Source organism: Halomicrobium sp. HArcht1-1 (assembly GCF_058933285.1).
Genome location: NZ_JBZYDL010000001.1, coordinates 2475960 through 2496475, shown reverse-complemented (window position 1 = coordinate 2496475; position 20516 = coordinate 2475960). Strand labels below are relative to the sequence as shown.

Sequence of the window (20516 nt, the reverse complement as noted above, 5' to 3'; positions counted from 1 at the left end):
CCTCGATCGTTCCCGCATCAACTCGACGGATCCAGCAGCGTCGCACCGCCGGGGTGGATCTCGGTGCCCGTCGCGTCGTAGCCCGCGTCGGTCAGCCCCGAACCGACGGTAAAGACCGTCTCACCGAGCATCGCCATCGCGCCGTCGCCGTCGGCCGCGGCCACGTCTTCGAGCACCGACCGCACGTCGTCGGTCAGCAGCCCCGCCTCGCGGGCGAACTGGCGCGAGGCCCGGACGAACGACTCCGTCGTGGGTTCCTTGACGACCCGCGAGAGCGCCTTCTCGCCGGCACGGGTCAGCTCCGCGGTGTCGCCGTCCAGAACTGCTTCGGTCGAGAGTTCGCCGATGACGTGGTACTCGATACGGCCCCGCGCGGGGACGGCGTCGATGTAGTTGTCCTGTGGCCCGCCCGGTTCGAGTCGCAGCGGGACGCCGCCGCGGGCCTGCGCGACCACGTCGCCCAGCCCGGTTCCGGCCTGGACCTCCGCGCCGTGGGCGATCGTCACCAGTTCGTTCTCGGAGAGCCCGCGATCGAGGACGGCGTTGGTCCCCAGCGCCGCCCCCAGCGCGGTCGCGCCAGAGACGCCAAAGCCAGAGCCAAGCGGCAGCGGCGTCTCGGCTCGCACCGCGACGGTCGCTCGCAGCGCGTCGAGGACTCGCTCGACGGCCTCGATCTCGATGTCGACGCCGTTCAGGGACACCGACCGCTCGTCGCTGCGCTCGACGGTGACAGTCACGCCGTCGGACAGCGCGATCCCACCGCCGCGCGATCCCGCCTTCGTCGGATCGTCGGCCGGGTCAGTCGTGAAAAAGCCCGTCACGTGGCCGGGCACGAAAGCCGTCGCCTCGTCGGTCATGCATCGGGAAAACAGGTCGGGGGCCGTAAGCGTTGCCGGTCCGGACTATAGTCGCCATTGAAATTCACTGCACACCCGATCGCACGGCAGCAGTGCAATCGGTGTGTCAATCGTTTCAATTGTCACTATACAGCTCGTCGGCGATCTCGACCGCCCGGTCGGTCGATCCCTCCACGACGACCGCGGTCGTCACGCCGTCGTTCTGCCAGACCGCGATCGCGCGGTCCTCGGCCGTGGCCACGTGGACCGTCTGGCCGTCGACCGTTCGCTCGGTCGCGTTCTCGGTCAGTCGATCGAGGCGCTCGTCGGCGGTCGTCGAGAGGACGGTGACGTTCGCCCCGTCGTCGACGTAGCGCTGGCCGACGATCGTCTCGCCCTGTCGGACCGTCACCGTCGCCTCGCTGAAGGTCGCGTCGTGGCGAGGCAGCGACAGCTCGGTCTCGGACTGTGCGGCGTCGAAGCTGTCGTAGCGATCGACCGTCGTCAGCGCGACGCGATCCGTCGGCGGGTCGAAGGTGCTGTCGTGGATCGACACGTCGAACACCGTCGACTCGACGGCGACGACGGTGCGGTTCGTGCCGTCGGTGGCGACTGCCCGGACCACGCGGTAGTCGTCCTGTGTCACCCACAGCGTCGTCGATCCCGCACGTTCGGGGTGCGTGAGTTCGACCTCGTAGGTGCTGGTGTCGTCGACCGTGGGCGTTCCGACGAGCGTCGCCGAGGCGTTCGAGGCGTTCAGCGGCGTGCCGTCGGGCGAGAGCCGTTCGCCCGTCTCTCCGTACTCGCCGTCGGCTCCGGTCCACTGCTCGCCGGCCTGGCTTTCCAGCGAGTCGACGGGCCAGGCGGCCGATCGGTTCGGCCCGACGTACCACGCGACGGTGCCGTTCGAGCCCGCCCGCACCGTCTCACCGTTTCGCTCGACGACCATCCGGGTCCGGTTCTCGTCGTCCGCGGCCAGTTCGACGGTGGCCGTCGTCGACGCGCTCTCGTTTTCGACCGTCACCGTCGCCGTGCTCGTGATCGAGTCGGCGCTCTCGTACCGTTGCTCGACCTCGTCGAGCACTTCGTCGCCCGTCGGCTGCTGGAACGTGGCGAACGCGCCCGTGACGGCGGCCGATCCAGCGACGGCGACGGCGACGACCACGAGGAGGACGAGACCGCGGCGACCATCCACTCTGGGACTCATTACGTGGGGTTAGGGCTGGACTGTAAAGTGTGTTCCTGCTATCCGATATCCGAGAGGTTCGGACAACGCTGATAGGCGTCCCGGCCCTAGTGCGAGTGAATGGCTCAGGCTGACGCGGACGACGTGGTCACGCTGTCTGGGGTGCGCAAGACGTACGATCTGGGCGGCGTCGTGGAGGCGCTCGCTGGCGTGTCCCTGTCGCTGCCTCGGGGCTCTTACACCGCCGTGATGGGGCCGAGTGGCTCGGGCAAGAGCACCCTCCTGAATCTCGTCGGGGGACTGGACACCGCCACCGAGGGGACGGTCACCGTCGGCGGGCGGGACCTCTCGGCGGCCACCGAGGGCGAACGGGCGGCGATCCGCGGGAGCCGCGTCGGGTTCGTCTTCCAGACGTTCAACCTGATGCCCCGGCTGACCGCCGTCGAGAACGTCGCCATGCCGCTCGTGTTCGACGGCTGGGGGCGCACCGAACGCCGCGAGCGCGCCCGCGACCTGCTCGCCGACGTGGGCCTCGGCGAGCGACTGGACCACCGCCCGACCGAACTCAGCGGCGGCCAGCGCCAGCGGGTCGCGATCGCCCGCGCGCTGGCACCGGACCCGGAGCTGATCCTGGCCGACGAACCGACCGGTAACGTCGACACCGAGACGGGCGAGCAGATCATGAGCTTGCTCGACGACCTCCACGCGGCCGGCAACACGATCCTGCTGGTGACACACGAGCGCCGCATCGCGGACCACGCCGAGCGCATCGTCCACGTCAGAGACGGCGTCGTCGAACGGATCGAGGAGCTGAGCGACTGATGGACCCGCGCGAATCGTTCACGATCGCGGCCCGCTCGATCCGCTCGCACAAGCTCCGCTCGACGCTGACGGTGATCGGCGTCGTCATCGGCATCGCCTCGGTCGTCACCTTCGCGACCTTCGGCGCGAGCGTCCAGGCCGAGGTCGTCGGCGGGATCGCCGACTCGGGGGCGAACAACGTCTACGTGCTCGGCCAGCCCGCCGACGAAGAGGGGTTCCAGCAGGCGCTCCAGCCCGTGTTCACCGAGTACGACCTCGACCGCCTCGCGGAGATCGACGGCGTCGAGGCGGTCGTCCCGCGGGGGTCGATCCCGATCAACGCGGTGACCCATCGGGGCGACACGGTGGCGCTCCAGCAGGCGACGGCCACGACCCCCGAGGCCGTCACCGACGAGACGCTGGTCGCCGGACGGAGCTTCGAGCGCGGTGCGAACGAGACGGTCCTCAACCGCGCCGCGGCCGAGGCAACCTTCGCGGAGAACGTCACCGTCGGCGACGAGATCACGGTCGATCGCGCCGACGAGACGTGGACTCTGACGGTCGTCGGCATCGTCAACGGGACCGCCGGCGAGTTGCCGGTGGGCAACTTCGGCCCGCAGCCGGGGCTCTACGTCCCCGCCGATCCCTTCTACGAGAGCGTCGTCGAGAGTCCGAACGCGAACGCTCGCCTGCACGCGTACCCACAGGTGACCGTCATCGCCGATCCGGCTTCGACGCTGGCCGTCACCGACGCGGTCGAGACGTACTTACAGGAGCGGTCCGACGCCCGCCAGCTCGCGCCCGACGGCGTCGAGCTGGTCGCCCGGACCAGCGGTGACTTCGCCGAGCAGATCAGCGACGTGATCGACCAGATCACGCGCTTCGTCACGGGGATCGCGGTCATCGCGCTGGTGGTGGGCGCGATCGGCATCGCCAACATCATGCTGGTCAGCGTCACCGAGCGGACCCGCGAGATCGGGATCATGAAGGCCGTCGGCGCGCGCAACCGCGACGTGATGGAGCTGTTCTTGCTTGAGGCGACGCTGCTAGGTGCCGGCGGCGCGTTGCTCGGCCTCCCGCTGGGGCTCGCGGTCGCCTGGGGTGGGACCCGCTACGCCGAGGTGGGCTTCGCGTTCGCACCCTTCTGGTCGGCGCTGGCCGTGCTGGTCGGCGTGCTGGTCGGCGTCGTTGCGGGGCTCTATCCGGCGTGGCGGGCCGCCCGCGTCGACCCGATCGACGCCCTCCGATACGAGTGACACTGTCGGCTGTCTGTCTGTGACCGGTGTCGCCACTTTGGGTGGCGAATCTCGTCACGAAGACAGCCAACAGTACGGGAGACCGAGGACCCAGACTCGTCGGAACCACGAGCCCGACCCGCACGTATTTGCTCGCGGGAGCCCTACGTTCCGGCGTTCGATGGTCGAGAAGATGCTGGCCGACGCCCTCGGGACCGAGACCGCCGGCCGTCTCGTCGACGGCGCGCTGGTCGCGTGTCTCCTCGCCGCCGTGACAGCGTGCTGGCTCACCGGTCTCCAGCCGGTCGTCGTCGCGGCGCTGGTCGCTGGCAGCGTCGGGCTGGAACGCGCCGTCGGCAGGCTCACCCGTCGCCGGATCCTCGACACCGCAGCGCAGACGGGACGACCGGCCGACCGACGCTGCCGCGAGCTGGTGGCCGACGTGGCCGATCGAGTGGACGTTTCGACGCCTCGCGTCGTCGTCGAGGCGTCGCCCGAACCCGGCGTCACCGTCCTCCAGGGCGGGGACGGGCCGGTCTTGCTCCTCTCGGAACGGATCGTCGACGACCTCGACCGGGAGGCGCTCCGGGGTGTGGTCGGGCACGAACTCGCGCACCTCGACGGCGGTCACATCGACTGGCTCGACAGCCGCGATCCGGTCGCCCACGTCGTCGGGGCCGCGGTGTTCTGGGTCGTGGCCGGACAGCATCTCGGTCCCGCGCTGTCGCTGGTCGGACTCGCCGTCTACGTCGGGGCCGGCGTCTTCCGGCGCACCCCACTCCCACAGCTGTACTACCTCGCTGGGAGTCTCGGCGTGGTACTGCTCCCGCTGGCCCTGATCGCACTGGGACGGCGTCTCGAAGAGCGACAGGCCGACGACCGCGCGGTCGCCATCGTCGGCGCGAACGCGTTCTGCCGGGGGCTCCTGGGCGTCACGACCGCCCGCAACGAGGCTTCGGGGGCGGACGGGACGCTCGCCGCTCCCCCGACCGGCGAGGGGCGCGGGCTGGTCGCACGGGTCACTGCGACACACCCGCCGTTGAGCCGTCGGTTCGCACGGTACGGCGTCGATCTCGAAACGCTTCGAGACGCCTGACACCGCCGGCCGTTGCTGTGTCCAGCGAAGTCGTTCCGAGAGCGCGGACGGCCGGCGACAGTATCAGGCTGCCTTCGGGCTCTCGTCGGGACTGTGCTCTGCCGACAGGTCCGGAATTCGATCCTCGTCTTCGCCGAACTGGCTCGCGACGACGCCGTAGAGACCGATCGCGGCGACGAACCCGCCGCCGAACATCGTCACCGTCGTGAAACCGGTGACCGGGACGAGCACCACGGGCGAGATCGCGATTCCGAGCCCACAGAGCAGGCCGATCAACGCCGGTCGGAGCGTCGGGCGCTTCCCCGACGCGATGCGATACGCCGTGTAGCCGATCGTCATCGCGGCGAACTGGCCCAGCAACACGTTCGCCAGCGCCTGTGTGTGACTGACCGCGTACAGCGCGGGCGTAAACACGGTCGCGACCGCGACGAGCGTCCCGAGCAGCGAGAGCGCCTTCGTGATCCGAGACATAGGTATTACAGCTGTAGTTACCGAGCCATCGTACGTAATAGTTCCTCCCGACGCCCCGACGTTCGGTGCGATCGAGGGCAGTCGCTCCTGAAATCGACGACAAATACTTTATTAATGGATGTACATACGGAAAGCGGAGGTCTACAGCCTTGGAAATCTCGGAGAAACTACTGTGTCTGTTTAGTGCGGAGATCACTGACGAGGGCGACCGCTACACCGTGGAGGTCCCACAGCGGGAGGTCGACACCGGATCCGTCGATCCGGGCGAGACGTATCGCGTCGCGCTGATCCGGGCCGACGAAGCGAGCGAGGAGAGCGAGGACCCGTCGCCACAGCCGTCCCAGACGCCGTCTTCGGAGCCCCAGCCCCCGGTCGAACCGGGCGAGATCCGCTACGTGGAGATCGAAGACATCGGCAAGCAAGGCGACGGCATCGCCCGCGTCGAACGGGGCTACGTGATCATCGTCCCCGGCGCTGAGATCGGCGAGCGCGTCAAGGTCGAGGTCAGCGAGGTCAAGTCGAACTTCGCCGTCGGCGAGATCATCGAAGAGACCGTCTAGCGGGGCGTGCCGTCGGGCCGTTTCGCTCCTTCTGAGTCGTAGACGACTACCTCGCCGTCCGCGCGCTCGACCGGCTCGTAGCTGTCTCTCACTGCGATGGCTTCTTCCAGTTCGCGGATCGCCCGCTCTTTGAGCGTCGCGGCCAGTTCTTCGGCGTCTTCCCGCGCGATGTCTCGACCCAACCCCTCACACTCGTGAGCGCGGACGAGTCCGGCCTCGTCGACGGCCTCTCCCATCGGCTGGACGGTGTTGTCCAGCGCCACCGAGAACGGGTAGGTCTGACAGATCAGCGGCCGGTCCTCGTGGACCGTGCAGGCTCCGACGCCATCGTCCTCGGCGTAGAAGGTACAGTCGCCACAGGCGTCGGTCTGGAGCGCCCACTCGAAGGTCTCGCCCTCGACGCCGTCTTCGGTCTCCGAGAGCCCGTAGGGCATCGGGCGGGCCACGTCTCGAAAGTCCCTGCCGTCGTCGCGCAGCTGTCGGATCTCGTCGGGGAAGATCGTCGCCGTGTGGGGCTCGCTCTCCGTCTCTTCGGCGGCGTCGTCCTCGGCGGGCTCGACCGCGGGCTCCGTCGCCGTACAGCACTCCCCGCAGCGCGTACACTCGAAGCCGATCGACTCGATCGCGTCGGCCAACCCGCTCACGTCGAGTGCTCGCGCCCGTTCGAGGTCCGATTCCAGCGTCACACACGCCGTTCGGACCGGCCGAACAAAAGGGCCGCGTCACGCCGACGGTGGTCGTGCGCGCTCGCCGTCCCACGCGACGCGCCCCTCGACGGCGAGCTTTTCGAGGTGGGCGGCGACGGTCGCCTCGGCGAGGTCTCGCACGCTCTCGACGTCTTTGTCGTAGGCCGCGTCGGTGATCGCCGGCAGCGTCTCGCTCCCCTCGGCGACGGCCGCCTCGACCCGGCGCTCGCGATCGAGTCGGTGTGCGAGGAGGCGACGGCAGGTCTCGCCCGCGTCGTCGACGACGGGGCCGTGACCGGGGAAGAGTCGGTCGGGCGCACGCGCGATCACGCGCCGCAGCGAGCAACAGTAGGCTCGCATCTCTCCCTCCGGTGCTCCGACGGCGACGCTGCCGGCCGCCGCGGCCAGGTCGCCACAGACGAGTCCGTCGTCGGTCGCGAAGGCGACGTGTTCGGGCGCGTGACCCGGCGTCTCGACGACTCGCAGCTGGTCGTCGTCGACCGGGATCTCCGTGCCGCCGGTGAACGTCCGGTCGGGCGCGACGCCGGTCGCGGCCTCGAAGGCCGACTCGCGGCCCCGACGTGCCCACACCGTGGCGTCGTGTTCGGCCGCGTAGTCGGCGACACCGCCGACGTGGTCCGGGTGGTGGTGCGTGACGAGGACGTGAGCGAGCGAGCGTGACGCCAGCGCGTCGTCTACGCGTTCGTGGCGAGCACACGGGTCGATCACGGCTGCACGGTCGCGCCCGAGGACGTACGCGTTCGTCTGTCCGCTCGGCGCACGCGTCGCGACGGGGACGCTGATCCGCTCCATACCCACCCCAGGGAGGAGCGACGGATACGGATTATTGTAGCGATTTACCGGTGATCGTCTGCTCCGTGGCGACGATCACCGGTAAGCAACTACAATAAACCGTATGAAATCAGTTGGTGAGGAAGTAGACCTGCTTGCGGGCGTCGTTGAAGCTGTACCGGGAGTCGACCAGATCACACTCTTCGAGTCGGTTCAACGCGTAGCGGACCGTCCGGTCGGGCAACAGCGACGCCTCGGCCAGTTGCCCCTGGGACAGCGGTGCGTCGGTCTCCAGGACCTTCGCGACGAGCTTCGCGCTCGGCGGGAGTTCGCGGAGTTGCTCGCGAAACTCCGTCTGGGTGAACGCCGCGGGCTTCGTCTCCTCCTGAATCGTGCTCATACACGCTACTCCCCCGAGGGTACTCGTAAAACTTGGCTATATGTATGACCATACAATAGGAAGTCTACAGTGTGTATAATGACACCTTATATTTTCTGACGCGTGCCACGCTGGCCGCCGGCAGAACTGCCCGCCGACCGCGCTCGATCTGTCTGACCGACGACGTACTACGGTGAAACAGCACCGTTTTATCCCCGGGTAGCCATCACCCGATACCGTGAAAGGGCAGGAGTGGTACCAGACCGACGATGTCGCCGAGGAGTACGAGTCAAAGCGCTTCTCCCGTGGCGGACAACTCATCGACCGCCGCGAGAAGGAGGCCGTCCTCGACGCCATCGGTCCGGTCGACGACAAGTCCGTGCTCGAAGTAGCCTGTGGAACCGGGCGCTTCACCGCGATGCTGGCCGATCGTGGTGCCGACATCGTCGGCCTGGATATCTCCGGCCCGATGCTCTCACAGGGCCGCGAGAAGGCGAAATCGGCCGGCGTCGACGACCACGTGGAGTTCATGCGTGGCGACGCCGCTCGACTGCCCTTCCCCGACGACCACTTCGACACCGTCGTCGCCATGCGCTTTTTCCACCTGGCGGACACGCCGGCCTCCTTCCTCGCAGAGATGCGCCGGGTCTCCAAGCACCAGGTCTTTTTCGACACGTTCAACCGCTTCTCGCTGCGATCGCTGTACAACTGGGCGCTCCCGATGGGATCGCGCCTCTACTCTCGGTGGGAGGTCGACCGGCTCCTCGACGGCGCGGGGCTCGAACTGGCCGGCGAAGCACACGACTTCGTCCTCCCCTACGGCTTCTACCGGAAGATTCCGAACGATCTCGCGTCCGGCTTCCGTTCGATCGACGAGGTCGTCGGCGCGAGTCCCGTCGGCGACAAGGTCGCGTCGGTCTCCTACTGGGACACGCGCGTTTAATTCCGCCCGTCTTCGGACGGATACTCCGAAATACCGGCCGTCATTCGGTGATCTTTAAGACCTTCGAGCGTCGTGGTTGGCCCATGAATCTCTCCGTGGTCGTCCCGACACTCAACGGTCGGGAAGAGCTGTCACGGTGTCTCGACACCCTGGCAGCCCACGTCCCCGACGCCGAGACCATCGTGGTCAACGGCCCGTCGGCCGACGGCACCACGGGGATGGTCCGAGCGCGCGACGACGTGGAGGTGCTCGTCGAGATCGCCGACCGGACCATCAACACGGCGCGCAACGCGGGTATCGACCGCGCGACCGGGGACGCCGTTGCACTCCTCGACCGTTCGTTCTCGATCGAAGATGGGTGGCTCGACGCGGTGACCGACGCGCTGGCCGATGCTGCTGTCGTCACCGGTCCCACCCACCGCAAGCTCCCGGCCGGGATGACGACCGAGGCTCCGGAAGAACGGACGATCGCGGGGCGCGACGTGACCTACTTCAACCCCGGTAACGTCGCGTTCGCCAGCCACGTGCTGGACGAACTGGACGGCTTCGACGAGTACCTCGACATCGGCGGGAGCCGCGATCTGGCCCACCGGCTGGCAGAGAGCGACCACGAGGTGACCTGGGAGAGCGCGATGTGCGTCCGTAGCGAGTTCGAGGCCGACGGGGGGATCCGACAGAAAGACTGGCACGCCAAGTACCAGTCGCTGACCTATCGGCTGGTGAAAAACTACGGCGTCCGCCCGACCGTCGCACGGCGTGTCGTCGCCCACGCCGGCCGCGACGCCGTCGACTCGCTGCTGGACGTGATCCGTGGCGAGGCCGACCCCTCACAGTGGCTCGGGACCGGTCGGCGCGTCCTTCGTGGCACCGCTCTCGGGGGGAAAGACGGCGTCACGGCCCGTCGCCGCGACGCTCCGCCGCGGCGCAATCCGAACGGTCGGTCCGCACGCAGAGACCGCGCCGTCGAGGTGTACGACGACCGCGACGACGGCCCGACGGCGTAACCGACGTTGGCCGGCGGCTCCTGGCGCTACGGTGCGAGTTCTTCGATGACGCGAGCGGGGTTGTTCGAGAAGACTTTCTTCATCGCGTCCTCGGGCACGTCGAGGGTCAGAATCTCCATGACGGCGACGTTCGGGTGGACGTTGGGCGCACCGCTGCCAAAGCAGACTCGATCGGGGTGTTCCATGATCGCTCGCTCCAGGGGGTCCCGGTAGCGGACCGCGCTCGTTTCGAGGTAGCACTGGTCGTACTGTTCGAGGAGGTCGATCGACTCGTGCATCAGGTCGCGCCGCAGCGGGTGTGCGCCGAAGTGGCCGACGATCACCGGCAGATCGTACTGCAGGAAGTGCTCTTCGACGGCGCTCGGTGGGAACTCCTCGCCGCCGTGAACCAGGATCGGTTTGTCGACGGCGGCGAGTTCTTCAAGGACGGCCTCGTCGGGGAGGCCGTCTCTGGCGGGGTGGAGCTTGAACCCGACGAATCGGTCGTCGTACGCGTACTGCTCGATGTCTTCGGGCGAGGTGTGGTACTCCTCGCGCGAGGCCGTGATGTTCCTGAGCCGGGAGCCGGCTCCCGCGCCCGGATCGCGGGCACCGTCGACGCGTGCGAACGCGACCATCGGACGGCCCACGGTCATCCGGGCCACGGCGTTGTTCGCCTTCAGATAGCCCCGCTCGCGGTAGTCGGAGTACGTGACGGCACGGACGACCCCGGCCTGGTGCATCTCGCGTTCCAGCCGTTCGGGCTCGCCCATCCCCTCCCGCGGACGCCGCGACGCCTCGGGCTCCAGTCGCGCGTGTACGTCGACGACCCGGAACCCGTGCTCCAGCTCCAGCATTGCACTAACGTGGCGGGTTCGGGTAGTAAAGCGTTGACGGTCCGGCCGATTCGGCGGCGGCGAGCGTCATCGAGGGCTCTCTCCCTACCGATGGTTTTATATAGAACCGCTAACGACACATAAGTGAGGTATACAACAATGTCACAGTCCGGCCAGCGACGCATGGGTGGCCAGCCTCTCTTCATTCTCGACGAGGACGCCCAGCGTACGCAAGGAGACGACGCACAGAGTTCGAACATCGCCGCCGGGAAGGCAGTTACCGAGTCCGTACGGACGACACTCGGCCCCCGTGGCATGGACAAGATGCTCGTCTCGGACTCGGGCGACGTCGTCATCACCAACGACGGTGCGACGATTCTCGACGAGATGGACATCGAGCATCCCGCGGCCCAGATGATCGTCGAAGTCGCCGAGACCCAGGAAGACGAGGTCGGCGACGGCACCACGACGGCCTCCGTCCTGGCCGGTCAGCTCCTGACACAGGCCGAGGACCTGCTCGAAGACGACGTCCACCCGACGACGATCGTCGAAGGCTACCACGAGGCGGCACAGCTCGCCCAGGAAGCCATCGACGGCGAAGTGCTGGACGTCGACATCGACGACGAGACGCTGACCAGCGTCGCCGAGTCCTCCATGACGGGGAAGGGCACCGGCGACGTGGAAGCCGGCGCACTCGCCGAGACCGTCGTCGCCGCCGTCCGACAGGCGACCGACGGCCCCGGCTCGACGCGTGACCAGATCGCGATTCGGAGCCAGGCCGGCTCGTCTTCCTCTGCGACGGAGCTCGTCGAGGGGATCATCATCGAGGAGGAGCCGGTCCACGGCAACATGCCGAGCGCGGTCGCCGACGCGACCATCGCCGTGATCGACGCCGACCTCGAAGTCCGCGAGAGCAACATCGACGCCGAGTACAACGTCTCCAGCGTCGACCAGCTCAACGCCGCCATCGAGGCCGAGGAAGAGGAGCTGTCGAGCTACGCCGAGGCCATCGCCGCGGTCGGCGCAGACGTCGTGTTCGTCTCCGGTGACGTCGACGACCGCGTCGGCGCACAGCTCTCCAAGGAGGGCATCGTCGCCTTCGACGGCGTCGACAGCGACGAACTCCAGGACGTGACCCACACCACCGGCGCGAGCCGCGTCGGCTCCGTCGACACGCTGGAGGCCGAAGACCTCGGCGAGGCCGAGGACGTGAGCGTCCAGAAGTACGGCGACGAGGAACTGGCCTTCGTGCAGGGCGGTGCCAGCTCCGAGACGGTGACCATCTTCGCCCGCGGCGGGACCGACCACGTCACGGACGAACTCGAACGCGCGCTCAACGACGCGCTCGACGTGGTCGTCGCCGCGCTCGACAAGGGCGGCGTCGTCCCCGGTGCCGGTGCCACCGAGATCGCCATCGCGGACCACATCCGAAGCGAGGCTGCGTCCATCGAGGGTCGCAAGCAACTCGCCGTCGAGTCCTTCGCCGACGCCGTCGACGTGATCCCGCGCACGCTCGCGGAGAACACGGGCATGGACCCGATCGACGCGCTGGTCGACCTGCGCGCCGAACACGAGAGTGAGGGCATCGCAGGCATCATCAGCGAGGGCCAGACCGGCGTCATCGACGACCCGGTCGACTACGGCGTTCTCGACCCCGCTGCGGTCAAGCGCGAGGCCGTCGAGAGCGCGACCGAGGCCGCGACGATGATCGCCCGGATCGACGACGTCATCTCTTCGGACGCGTAACGACGACCGTCGACGACCACCTTCGATTTTTTCTTCGACTGTCGGAGTAGCGGCGGCTGTCGTCGGAATCGAGCTCCCCGCCACGCCGACCGCACTGGCGTCGTGTGGCTACTACTACCGGCTGTACATCTGTGACCGATTTCGCCACCGCGGGGTGGCGAAGCTCGTCACGAAGTAACAGCCGGCAGGATAAAACAGAGTGCGACCGCGTTATTCCTCGACGACGACAGTCCCTTCCATACCCGCCATCTCGTGGGGGACACAGTAGTAGGGGTGTTCGCCGGCCGTCTCGAAGGTGTGGACGTAGGACTGGCCCGACTGGACGGCACCGTTCCCGTCGTCCCACCCCTCGACTGCGGCCGTCTCGGAGTCGAAGCCACCAGAGGCCCAGTAGCTCGCGTCCGCCGGGAGCTCCTCTTCTCGGGCCACCACGTTGTGGGCTTCACCGGCGACGTGCTCGAAGGCGACCGTATCGCCGACCGAGACGGTCAACTCGGCCGGCTCGAAGGCCACTGCTTTCATCGAGACGACGTGGTCGGCGTCGTCCGGGACGCCCTCGACGACGTCCGGACCGCCTTCCAGCGACGATTCGGTCTCCGCCGTCTCGGCACTCCCCTCGCCGTCCTGGCTGACGGGAGCGTCGTCGAGCGCACCGGCGACGGCGAACTGTGCGCGCAGCGTCGCGTCTGCGAGGCGACCGACGGGCACGTCGCCCTCGCCGTCCAGGCCGCCCGCGTACGCTTCCAGCGCCGCCTCGAATCCTTCGTAGGCCTCGTGGTCGGCTTCTTCCAGTGTCTCGTGGACGCGGGCCTCCTCGAAGGTCGCGTACACGTCCTGTACGATGGCACCAGCGGCCGCGCCGTTCGAGCCGCCGGCAGCGCCGACGATGGCGTAGACGCCGTCGATCGCGGTGCCGACGAACGTCTGGACGGCACTGCGCACGTCGCCGCCCGACTCCGCGGTCGACCGGATCGCGCCCAGATCGGACTCGAACGTCTCGTAGGTCTCGTGGTCGGCGTGTTCCAGTGCCTCGTGGTAGCCCGCTGCACCGCTCTCGAAGTGCTCGAAAGCATCTCGTGGGATCGTCGCCGCCCGTTCGCTGTCACCCAGCGTGGCGACGGTGGCGCTGTCGAATCCGCGAGCGACGAAGTACGCGGTCTCGGCTGCGCTCGCGACGCTGTCCCCGGTCGTGGCCTCGAACGCCAGGAGCGCGTCGAGCGCGCCCTCGTGGTGGGTAGTGATCGCCTCGCTGTCGTCGTTCTCGTAGGCCTCGATCAGGCCGGCCAGGTGCTCTTCCTCGAAGCGGTGGTAGAGGTCCTCGCTGGTCTCTTCGAGCGTCTCGTGGAACCCGAGCTCGTCGGCCTCGAAACGCTCGAACAGCTCCTGGGAGATCGACGCGGCGACCGAGGGCTCACCTCGCTCGTAGCGTTCGCGTGCGTCGGCGAGACGCGCCCGGAAGAAACCGGCCTGCAGGACCGGGGCGTGATCGCCGGCCAGCGTCGCGACGCCGGTCCGGAGGTGTTCGTCCACCGTGGCGACGGCGTCGTCGACGCCCTCGCCGTTCTCGACGGCCGACTGGAGCGACTCCAGGCCGCTCTCGAACCCCTCGTAGGCCTCGTGGTCGGCTTCTTCCAGCGCCTCGTGGGCACGCGCACCCTCGAAGTCCGCGAAGACGTTCCCGACGACGGTTCCCGCCGTCGACCCCTCGTCGGCGTCGGCCAGCCACGCTGCGTCCCGAATCCGTGCCCGGTACGTGGTCAGCGTCGTCGCGTGCGCCAGCCCGTCGCTCGGGCCGCCGAGACCGGCGAGCGCCGCGGCGTCGTACCCCTGTGCCTGCATCGCTGCGAGGTGGCCGGTCCCGGCGATCGACTCGGTGCCCAGCGCGTAGGCACCCGCCACCGCCGCCGACTGGGCCGCGGCGACGGCGTCGGTCACGCCCTCGCTATCCTCCTCGCTGGCGGCGCGCTGGATCGACGCCAGTCCGGACTCGAAGTCCTCGTAGGCACCCTCGTCGGCGTTTTCGAGCGCGCCGTGGACGAGCGTGTCTTCGAACCGCTCGGTGGTTTCGGCGGCCACGGTCGCCGCCGCTTCGAAGTGGCCCGCCTCGCCCAGTACGCGAGCGTTGGCGGCGCGGCTCCCGAGGAGGAGCGCGTCGAGCGCGCGCGTGGCGTCGTTGCCGACCAGGGCCTGCTGGGCGATTTGGAGCTGGTCGCTGGCCGTCGTCGCGGCCTCGGCGGCCGCGTCGGTGTCACCGTCTTCCAGCGTCGACCGGAGTTCGCCCAGTGCGCTCTCGAAGCCCTCGTAGGCCGACTCGCTGGTCCGTTCGAGGGTCTCGTGAGCGCCGTACTCCCCGGTCGCGTTCTCGAACCGCTGGAAGATCGACTCGGCGATCGAGGCCCCCGCGGCGGTCTGGCCAGCACGACCGAGCGCCACGGCGTCGAACAGCCGGGCGCGGTAGACGTTGAGCTGGGCCGAAGCCGCGAGTTCGGGGCCACTCGACCCTGTCTGGTCCGTCTCGGTCGCCTCGTCGCTGCTCTCGCTGACGGTCTCGCCGTCGGTGTCTTCCGAACAGCCGGCAAGTGCGGTCGACAGTGCGACACCGAGACTCGCGAGTACGTCTCTTCTGTGTTGCATACGTGTTTTTGGCACACCTAAAGTACATAAGGGCGTCGAATTTTCGGCGAGCCTAAAAACTGAGGGTGGTGGATAGAGGGACAGACGGTGGCGGCAGCGATGCCCACAGCCGCCAGGGTATGGCCACGGTGGCCGACGATACAACTGGGACCTGAGACGGTGGGGCTCGACGGTCTCCACGGAGTGTGTTCCCGGAACCAGGGAACGATCACGACCGTCGGCGACCCACGCATTTGTTTAGGACAGCCTAAAAGTAATAAGCTTGTCGGTTTTTCGGAGTGCCTAAAACTAGTACGCCAGCTCCACTCGATCGCCAGCGTCGACGCGGAAGGCCTCGTCCCCGCGCCCGCGATTCACCGCGAGTTCGACGTTGCCGTGGCTGCCGACGGTGACGAGTCGCTGGCCCGGTTCCACCGTCGCGTACGTCCGTCTGACCGGTGCAGGCTCGCCGTTGATCCGGACCTGCTGGCCGAACCGGCTCTCGATCGCCTCGCCCGGCACGTTCGTGATCGCGTTCCCGAACCCGTCGACGACGAGTACTGCACCGCTGGCACCGGTCTGACTCACGGTCGGCTCCGGGAAGGCGAGCGCTTCGTACCCGTCGGCTCGGACGAGATCCGCGACCTCGTGGAGAGAGTCGACACCGATCTCGTGGACGGCGGCCGCCATCGGCGCGAACACGTCCCGACCGTGGAAGGTCGCGCTCGCCGGCTCGTCGGTCTCGATCTCGAAGACCTCGATCACGTCGCCGTCGTCCGCGATCGCCCTTGCGGCCGGGAGCGCGACGCCGTTGTCCGGCGCGACGATCGCGTGGTCGCCGACCCGGACGACGATCGCCGCCCGGTCGGTCCCGACGCCGGGATCGACGACGACACAGTGGACTGCCGGCGGGAAGTACGGCAGCACCTCCCGGAGCCAGAACGCCGCGCCGGGAACGTCCTGCCGCGGGAACTCGTGGCTCACGTCGACGATGCGCGCGTCGCTGTTCTGGAGGACGACGCCCTTCATCGCTGCGGGGTACGGCGAACCGAAGTCGCTACTGAGCGTGATCATCACTCGCCGTCACCGACCTCCCAGCGTTCGACCACGTCGTCCTTGGCGACGGTCCGGATCCGCTGGACGCCGTGAACCTCTTCGATCGTCTCGACGACGGCGTCGGGGACGCGTTCGCGCCACGCGTTGCCCTCGATCATCGCCTGCCGGATGTCACTGCCTTCCAGCCGCTCCCGGTCGAACATCTTCGACTGTCGGACCTCGATGCCCGCCTCCTCGAATAGTTGGATCACCAGCGGGTTGTTGGAGTAGGCCACGTCGAAGGTCGGCGACATGCTCTGGACGTGGCTCACCCACACCGAGTTGCGGTTCAGGTCCTCGATGGGGACCACGTACGTGACCAGGTCGTTCGCGCGCTCGAACTCGCGGACCGCGCGCGTGATCATCATGATTCGCTCGCCGGCAGTGAACGGATCGTGGTCCGTGTGGGAGTCGCCCGCGCTTCCGATCCCTAAGACGAGTTCGTCGACCTCGGTCGCGATCTCCTCGACGACCGTGTGGTGGCCGTTGTGGTACGGCTGGAATCGACCGATGTAGAAACCCCGCATACCCCATCTCTGGTTGTCGGAAATGATAAACCCGACGAGTGGCCGTTTACCACTATAACCGGCTCCCCTCTTGCGGTTCCACTCGTGTGGCAAGCACGGTCGCGGGGAGAAAGTATATCAGTGGACAGTCCCTCCAATCTGGTGTTAGCAACGTTTGTATGAGCGACAATACCGAGATCGACGACACTCCCGACGACGAGCGGGAGGTGACCGGGACGCCGCCCGAAGACGACGACCCCAGCGCGGCCGACGACGCTGGTGACACTGAGGAGGGTGGCGGGGCCGAAAGTGGCGGCCTCGACAACCTCGGCAGTGAGGTCGAAGTCGAGAGCGGCGCATCCCTCGACGACGAAGACGGGCTCCTCGGTGGGCTCGGCATCGAGTCGACCAGCGACATCGAAGTCCCCGACCGACTCGTCGATCAGGTCATCGGGCAGGACCACGCCCGTGACGTCATCAAAAAGGCAGCCAAACAGCGCCGTCACGTGATGATGATCGGCTCGCCCGGGACGGGCAAGTCGATGCTGGCGAAAGCGATGAGCCAACTGCTCCCGAAAGAGGAACTACAGGACGTTCTGGTCTACCACAACCCGGACGACGGAAACGAGCCGAAGGTTCGGACCGTCCCCGCCGGGAAAGGTGAGCAGATCGTCGACGCCCACAAGGAGGAGGCCCGCAAGCGCAACCAGATGCGGACCTTCCTGATGTGGATCATCATCGCCATCATCATCGGCTACGCGCTGATCATCCAGGGGTCGGTCCTGCTGGGGATCCTCGCGGCCGGTGTCATCTACCTGGCGTTCCGCTATGGCTCGCGTGGCAACGACTCGATGATCCCGAACCTGCTGGTCAACCGGTCGAACCAGACCACCGCGCCCTTCGAGGACGCGACCGGTGCCCACGCCGGTGCGCTGCTGGGCGACGTTCGCCACGACCCGTTCCAGTCGGGGGGAATGGAGACGCCCAGCCACGACCGCGTCGAGGCCGGCGCGATCCACAAGGCCAACAAGGGCGTGCTGTTCGTCGACGAGATCAACACGCTGGACATCCGCAGCCAGCAGAAGCTCATGACCGCGATCCAGGAGGGCGAGTTCTCCATCACGGGCCAGTCCGAGCGCTCCTCGGGCGCGATGGTCCAGACCGAACCGGTCCCCTGTGACTTCATCATGATCGCGGCGGGGAACCTCGACGCCATGGAGAACATGCACCCCGCGCTGCGCTCCCGGATCAAGGGGTACGGCTACGAGGTGTACATGGACGACACCATCGAGGACACCCCGGAGATGCGCCGGAAGCTCACCCGCTTCATCGCGCAGGAAGTCGAGAACGACGGGCGACTCCCCCACTTCGACCGCGAGGCCGTCGAGGAGATCATCCTCGAAGCCCGCCGCCGTGCGGGCCGCAAGGGACACCTGACCCTGAAGCTGCGCGAACTGGGCGGACTGGTCCGCGTCGCGGGCGACATCGCCCGCGCGGAGGATCAGGACGTGACCACGCGCGAGGACGTGCTCCAGGCGAAAGGTCGGAGCCGCTCCATCGAGCAACAGCTCGCAGACGACTACATCGAACGCCGCAAGGACTACGAGCTGACCGTCAACGAGGGCGACGTAGTCGGCCGCGTCAACGGCCTGGCCGTGATGGGCGAGGACAGCGGGATCGTTCTCCCGGTCATGGCGGAGGTCACGCCCTCGCAGGGTCCCGGTCAGGTGATCGCCACCGGCCAGCTCAAAGAGATGGCCGAGGAGGCAGTCCAGAACGTCTCGGCGATCATCAAGAAGTTCTCGGACGAGGACATCTCCGAGAAGGACGTTCACATCCAGTTCGTCCAGGCCGGCGAGGGCGGTGTCGACGGCGACTCCGCCTCGATCACGGTCGCGACGGCGGTCATCTCCGCACTGGAGAACGTCCCGATCGAGCAGAACCTCGCGATGACCGGCTCGCTGTCGGTCCGGGGCGACGTGTTGCCCGTCGGCGGCGTGACCCACAAGATCGAGGCCGCGGCCAAGTCCGGGCTCGACACGGTCATCATCCCCGAGGCAAACACCCAGGACGTGATGATCGAAGAGGAGTACGAGGAGATGATCGAGATCGTCCCGGTCTCACACATCTCCGAGGTGCTGGAAGTGGCCCTGGCCGGCGAGCCCGAGAAGGACTCGCTGGTCGACCGGCTCAAGTCCATCACCGGCAAAGCGCTCGAACGCGAAGTGGGCCAGCAGAGCGGCTCACCCAGCCCGCAGTAGAACCGTGGCGCGGTGGGCCGCCTTCGCCGGCCTGCTCGCCGTCTCTCTGTTCTTGCTTCTCGCACTCGCGAGAGCGTCCCAGTCGGCCCTGAGTGGCGACGACGATCCCGTCCGGTTCAGGGAGCCCTCGCCACACGATCCGCGACCGACCGACCCAGTCGTGCCGCGCTTCGAGCGGCCAGTGGCGGACCCGCGGGCGCGGCTGTCGCCCGGTGCCTTGCTCGCCAACGTCGTCGTGACCCAGGGGCTGTTCGGCGCGGTCGTCGTCGGGGCCGCGGTGTACTTCTCGATCCCGCCGTGGGCGCTCGGAATCCCCGAGACCGCTCTCGCCCGTGGTCTCCCCGGCGTCGCCGTCGGGATCGGCTTCGGCGTCACCCTCTGGCTCGCCAACGAAGCCGCGGGTGCGATCGCCGACGCGACCGGTGCGGGCTACGACGAGGCCGTCCGGGAACTGCTCGCCCCCGACTCCGTCGGCGGGTGGGTCCTCCTGCTCGGCGTCGCGCTCCCGACCGTCGCCGTCGTCGAGGAAGTCGTCTTCCGTGGCGCTGCCATCGGTGCGCTGGCCGCCGGCTTCTCCCTCTCGCCGTGGCTGCTCGCGGTCGTCTCGTCGGTCGTCTTCGGTGCCGCTCACGGCGCGCAGGGGAAAGTCGGCATGCTCGTCACGGGCGGGCTCGGACTCGCACTCGCGGCCGGCTACGTCCTCACGAACAGCCTGCTCGTGGTGGTCGTCGCCCACTACCTCGTGAACGCCCTGGAGCTCGCGGTCCACGAGGGAATGGGCTACGACCGGCTGACCGTTGAGACGTTCGCGGGCGATCCATAGAACGAGGCCTCGGTCACCCGGTCGAAAGCCCTGTACTCGTGCGGCCAGCGCCTCGTCGCGGTACTGTAGCGCGGCGAGTTACTTTGTTGCCACATAACAAATCCGTCAGAAAATCATATCATCGTAATTTCGGGTAGACTGCTTTTCCGAGGAGGTAAATTGGGACAAGCAGTATCACCAAGATGGCGAGAGCTCCTCCAACTTCAGTAAAAAGACTGCTCGTGTTATCAGAAACTGCGTTGAGTGTCTGAACTCCGAGGAGCATTGTTATAATTGCCAGATATCCCTTAATTTCATCCATGTCTTAAATGCCCACATATATACATGAATATTTTGTGTTCTACTGAAGGAAATACTATTCCAATAATGTGAGTTTAATACACACAGACTTAACTGATAATATGCAATATAGATCGAAGATCCATTCTAAAGACTGCAGGCACCGCCCTATCAGCACCATTCATTAGTGCAACTGTCTCAGGACAAGGGGGTCGAGAGAGACATAAAAAGAATATTCGGCGTCAAATCCAGGTGGCGGTTGCTAACCAAAATTTTGAGGAGGCGTATGCTCTCGCTGAAAGTGCGGGCTTTAAACTCAAAGCAAATGATCTAAATGGCGAATTCTCTCCGGGAGAAAAATCAGATTCGATCCAAACTCAAGACTTCTT

The 20516-nt window shown here is 67.1% G+C and carries 20 protein-coding genes; 9 read left to right on the top strand and 11 right to left on the bottom strand.

Annotation, left to right across the window (positions count from 1 at the left end; genetic code table 11):
• Positions 1–17: 17 nt before the first annotated feature.
• Both AC5FRZ_RS13100 and AC5FRZ_RS13095 read right to left on the bottom strand, forming a co-directional pair.
• Complete coding sequence (locus tag AC5FRZ_RS13100; RefSeq protein ID WP_493564798.1) at positions 18–857, bottom strand: pantoate kinase; 840 nt, start codon at positions 855–857, stop codon at positions 18–20.
• A 115-nt stretch (positions 858–972) separates the two neighbouring features.
• Complete coding sequence (locus tag AC5FRZ_RS13095) at positions 973–2043, bottom strand: LolA family protein (RefSeq protein ID WP_493564797.1); 1071 nt, start codon at positions 2041–2043, stop codon at positions 973–975.
• A gap of 99 nt (positions 2044–2142) precedes the next feature.
• Between AC5FRZ_RS13095 and AC5FRZ_RS13090 the strand changes: the two genes are divergently transcribed.
• From AC5FRZ_RS13090 to AC5FRZ_RS13080, 3 genes are all read left to right on the top strand, one after another.
• On the top strand, positions 2143–2844 hold the full coding sequence (locus AC5FRZ_RS13090; RefSeq protein WP_153554206.1) for an ABC transporter ATP-binding protein: 702 nt from the start codon (positions 2143–2145) through the stop codon (positions 2842–2844).
• Positions 2844–4079 (top strand): ABC transporter permease, encoded by a 1236-nt coding sequence (locus tag AC5FRZ_RS13085; protein ID WP_170095182.1) that lies wholly within the window; start codon positions 2844–2846, stop codon positions 4077–4079. Before AC5FRZ_RS13090 ends, AC5FRZ_RS13085 begins: the two co-directional genes overlap by 1 nt.
• 160 nt (positions 4080–4239) lie before the next feature.
• Complete coding sequence (locus tag AC5FRZ_RS13080) at positions 4240–5154, top strand: M48 family metallopeptidase (protein WP_493564796.1); 915 nt, start codon at positions 4240–4242, stop codon at positions 5152–5154.
• A gap of 63 nt (positions 5155–5217) precedes the next feature.
• Here the strand turns inward: AC5FRZ_RS13080 and AC5FRZ_RS13075 are convergent, their stop codons facing one another.
• Positions 5218–5625: a hypothetical protein gene (locus AC5FRZ_RS13075; protein WP_493564795.1), complete on the bottom strand. Its 408-nt coding sequence runs from the start codon at positions 5623–5625 to the stop codon at positions 5218–5220.
• 149 nt (positions 5626–5774) lie between these two features.
• Here AC5FRZ_RS13075 and AC5FRZ_RS13070 point away from each other — a divergent pair, with 149 nt between their 5' ends.
• A complete protein-coding gene (locus AC5FRZ_RS13070) occupies positions 5775–6185 on the top strand; it encodes a TRAM domain-containing protein (RefSeq protein WP_153554202.1) in 411 nt (136 codons plus the stop codon).
• Here the strand turns inward: AC5FRZ_RS13070 and AC5FRZ_RS13065 are convergent.
• The 3 genes from AC5FRZ_RS13065 to AC5FRZ_RS13055 form a co-directional block, all read right to left on the bottom strand.
• Positions 6182–6871: a YkgJ family cysteine cluster protein gene (locus tag AC5FRZ_RS13065; RefSeq protein WP_170095179.1), complete on the bottom strand. Its 690-nt coding sequence runs from the start codon at positions 6869–6871 to the stop codon at positions 6182–6184. The two genes, AC5FRZ_RS13070 and AC5FRZ_RS13065, sit on opposite strands and share 4 nt — an antisense overlap.
• A 36-nt stretch (positions 6872–6907) precedes the next feature.
• Positions 6908–7690, bottom strand: a complete 783-nt coding sequence (locus AC5FRZ_RS13060; RefSeq protein WP_493564794.1) for an MBL fold metallo-hydrolase — start codon at positions 7688–7690, stop codon at positions 6908–6910.
• A gap of 103 nt (positions 7691–7793) precedes the next feature.
• Complete coding sequence (locus AC5FRZ_RS13055; protein ID WP_018256205.1) at positions 7794–8063, bottom strand: helix-turn-helix domain-containing protein; 270 nt, start codon at positions 8061–8063, stop codon at positions 7794–7796.
• 217 nt (positions 8064–8280) lie between these two features.
• Between AC5FRZ_RS13055 and AC5FRZ_RS13050 the strand changes: the two genes are divergently transcribed.
• Both AC5FRZ_RS13050 and AC5FRZ_RS13045 read left to right on the top strand, forming a co-directional pair.
• Entirely contained in the window at positions 8281–8985 is a 705-nt protein-coding gene (locus tag AC5FRZ_RS13050) for a class I SAM-dependent methyltransferase (RefSeq protein WP_153554199.1), read from the top strand.
• 83 nt (positions 8986–9068) lie between these two features.
• Positions 9069–9989 carry a glycosyltransferase family 2 protein gene (locus tag AC5FRZ_RS13045; protein WP_493564793.1) on the top strand — a complete coding sequence of 307 codons (921 nt, stop codon included), beginning with the start codon at positions 9069–9071 and terminating at the stop codon, positions 9987–9989.
• A 26-nt stretch (positions 9990–10015) separates the two neighbouring features.
• Here AC5FRZ_RS13045 and AC5FRZ_RS13040 read toward each other — a convergent pair whose 3' ends face one another.
• Positions 10016–10825, bottom strand: a complete 810-nt coding sequence (locus AC5FRZ_RS13040) for an amidohydrolase family protein (RefSeq protein WP_170095176.1) — start codon at positions 10823–10825, stop codon at positions 10016–10018.
• A 162-nt stretch (positions 10826–10987) separates the two neighbouring features.
• Here AC5FRZ_RS13040 and thsA point away from each other — a divergent pair, with 162 nt between their 5' ends.
• On the top strand, positions 10988–12550 hold the full coding sequence (thsA, locus tag AC5FRZ_RS13035; RefSeq protein ID WP_372480790.1) for a thermosome subunit alpha: 1563 nt from the start codon (positions 10988–10990) through the stop codon (positions 12548–12550).
• Between the two features lie 210 nt (positions 12551–12760).
• Here thsA and AC5FRZ_RS13030 read toward each other — a convergent pair whose 3' ends face one another.
• The 3 genes from AC5FRZ_RS13030 to AC5FRZ_RS13020 form a co-directional block, all read right to left on the bottom strand.
• On the bottom strand, positions 12761–15184 hold the full coding sequence (locus tag AC5FRZ_RS13030; RefSeq protein ID WP_493564792.1) for a DUF5059 domain-containing protein: 2424 nt from the start codon (positions 15182–15184) through the stop codon (positions 12761–12763).
• Between the two features lie 288 nt (positions 15185–15472).
• Positions 15473–16237, bottom strand: a complete 765-nt coding sequence (locus AC5FRZ_RS13025) for an SAM hydrolase/SAM-dependent halogenase family protein (protein WP_493564791.1) — start codon at positions 16235–16237, stop codon at positions 15473–15475.
• Entirely contained in the window at positions 16237–16785 is a 549-nt protein-coding gene (locus tag AC5FRZ_RS13020; RefSeq protein WP_170095173.1) for a nicotinamide-nucleotide adenylyltransferase, read from the bottom strand. The genes AC5FRZ_RS13025 and AC5FRZ_RS13020 overlap by 1 nt, the downstream gene beginning before the upstream one ends.
• A gap of 158 nt (positions 16786–16943) precedes the next feature.
• Here AC5FRZ_RS13020 and lonB point away from each other — a divergent pair, with 158 nt between their 5' ends.
• Positions 16944–19025 carry an ATP-dependent protease LonB gene (lonB, locus tag AC5FRZ_RS13015; RefSeq protein WP_170095172.1) on the top strand — a complete coding sequence of 694 codons (2082 nt, stop codon included), beginning with the start codon at positions 16944–16946 and terminating at the stop codon, positions 19023–19025.
• Between the two features lie 4 nt (positions 19026–19029).
• On the top strand, positions 19030–19848 hold the full coding sequence (locus AC5FRZ_RS13010; protein WP_170095171.1) for a CPBP family glutamic-type intramembrane protease: 819 nt from the start codon (positions 19030–19032) through the stop codon (positions 19846–19848).
• 118 nt (positions 19849–19966) lie between these two features.
• Here the strand turns inward: AC5FRZ_RS13010 and AC5FRZ_RS13005 are convergent, their stop codons facing one another.
• Positions 19967–20149 carry a hypothetical protein gene (locus tag AC5FRZ_RS13005; RefSeq protein WP_170095170.1) on the bottom strand — a complete coding sequence of 61 codons (183 nt, stop codon included), beginning with the start codon at positions 20147–20149 and terminating at the stop codon, positions 19967–19969.
• Positions 20150–20516 lie beyond the last annotated feature (367 nt).

What these genes read in the sequence shown, in the direction of transcription:
- AC5FRZ_RS13045 (WP_493564793.1), top strand. Translation starts at nt 9,069, where the DNA reads ATGAATCTCTCCGTGGTCGTCCCGACACTCAACGGTCGGGAAGAGCTG.
- AC5FRZ_RS13020 (WP_170095173.1), bottom strand. Translation starts at nt 16,785, where the DNA reads ATGCGGGGTTTCTACATCGGTCGATTCCAGCCGTACCACAACGGCCAC.
- AC5FRZ_RS13080 (WP_493564796.1), top strand. Translation starts at nt 4,240, where the DNA reads ATGGTCGAGAAGATGCTGGCCGACGCCCTCGGGACCGAGACCGCCGGC.
- lonB (WP_170095172.1), top strand. Translation starts at nt 16,944, where the DNA reads ATGAGCGACAATACCGAGATCGACGACACTCCCGACGACGAGCGGGAG.
- AC5FRZ_RS13075 (WP_493564795.1), bottom strand. Translation starts at nt 5,625, where the DNA reads ATGTCTCGGATCACGAAGGCGCTCTCGCTGCTCGGGACGCTCGTCGCG.
- AC5FRZ_RS13095 (WP_493564797.1), bottom strand. Translation starts at nt 2,043, where the DNA reads ATGAGTCCCAGAGTGGATGGTCGCCGCGGTCTCGTCCTCCTCGTGGTC.
- AC5FRZ_RS13090 (WP_153554206.1), top strand. Translation starts at nt 2,143, where the DNA reads ATGGCTCAGGCTGACGCGGACGACGTGGTCACGCTGTCTGGGGTGCGC.
- AC5FRZ_RS13030 (WP_493564792.1), bottom strand. Translation starts at nt 15,184, where the DNA reads ATGCAACACAGAAGAGACGTACTCGCGAGTCTCGGTGTCGCACTGTCG.
- AC5FRZ_RS13100 (WP_493564798.1), bottom strand. Translation starts at nt 857, where the DNA reads ATGACCGACGAGGCGACGGCTTTCGTGCCCGGCCACGTGACGGGCTTT.
- AC5FRZ_RS13025 (WP_493564791.1), bottom strand. Translation starts at nt 16,237, where the DNA reads ATGATCACGCTCAGTAGCGACTTCGGTTCGCCGTACCCCGCAGCGATG.
- AC5FRZ_RS13005 (WP_170095170.1), bottom strand. Translation starts at nt 20,149, where the DNA reads ATGGATGAAATTAAGGGATATCTGGCAATTATAACAATGCTCCTCGGA.
- AC5FRZ_RS13055 (WP_018256205.1), bottom strand. Translation starts at nt 8,063, where the DNA reads ATGAGCACGATTCAGGAGGAGACGAAGCCCGCGGCGTTCACCCAGACG.
- thsA (WP_372480790.1), top strand. Translation starts at nt 10,988, where the DNA reads ATGGGTGGCCAGCCTCTCTTCATTCTCGACGAGGACGCCCAGCGTACG.
- AC5FRZ_RS13085 (WP_170095182.1), top strand. Translation starts at nt 2,844, where the DNA reads ATGGACCCGCGCGAATCGTTCACGATCGCGGCCCGCTCGATCCGCTCG.
- AC5FRZ_RS13040 (WP_170095176.1), bottom strand. Translation starts at nt 10,825, where the DNA reads ATGCTGGAGCTGGAGCACGGGTTCCGGGTCGTCGACGTACACGCGCGA.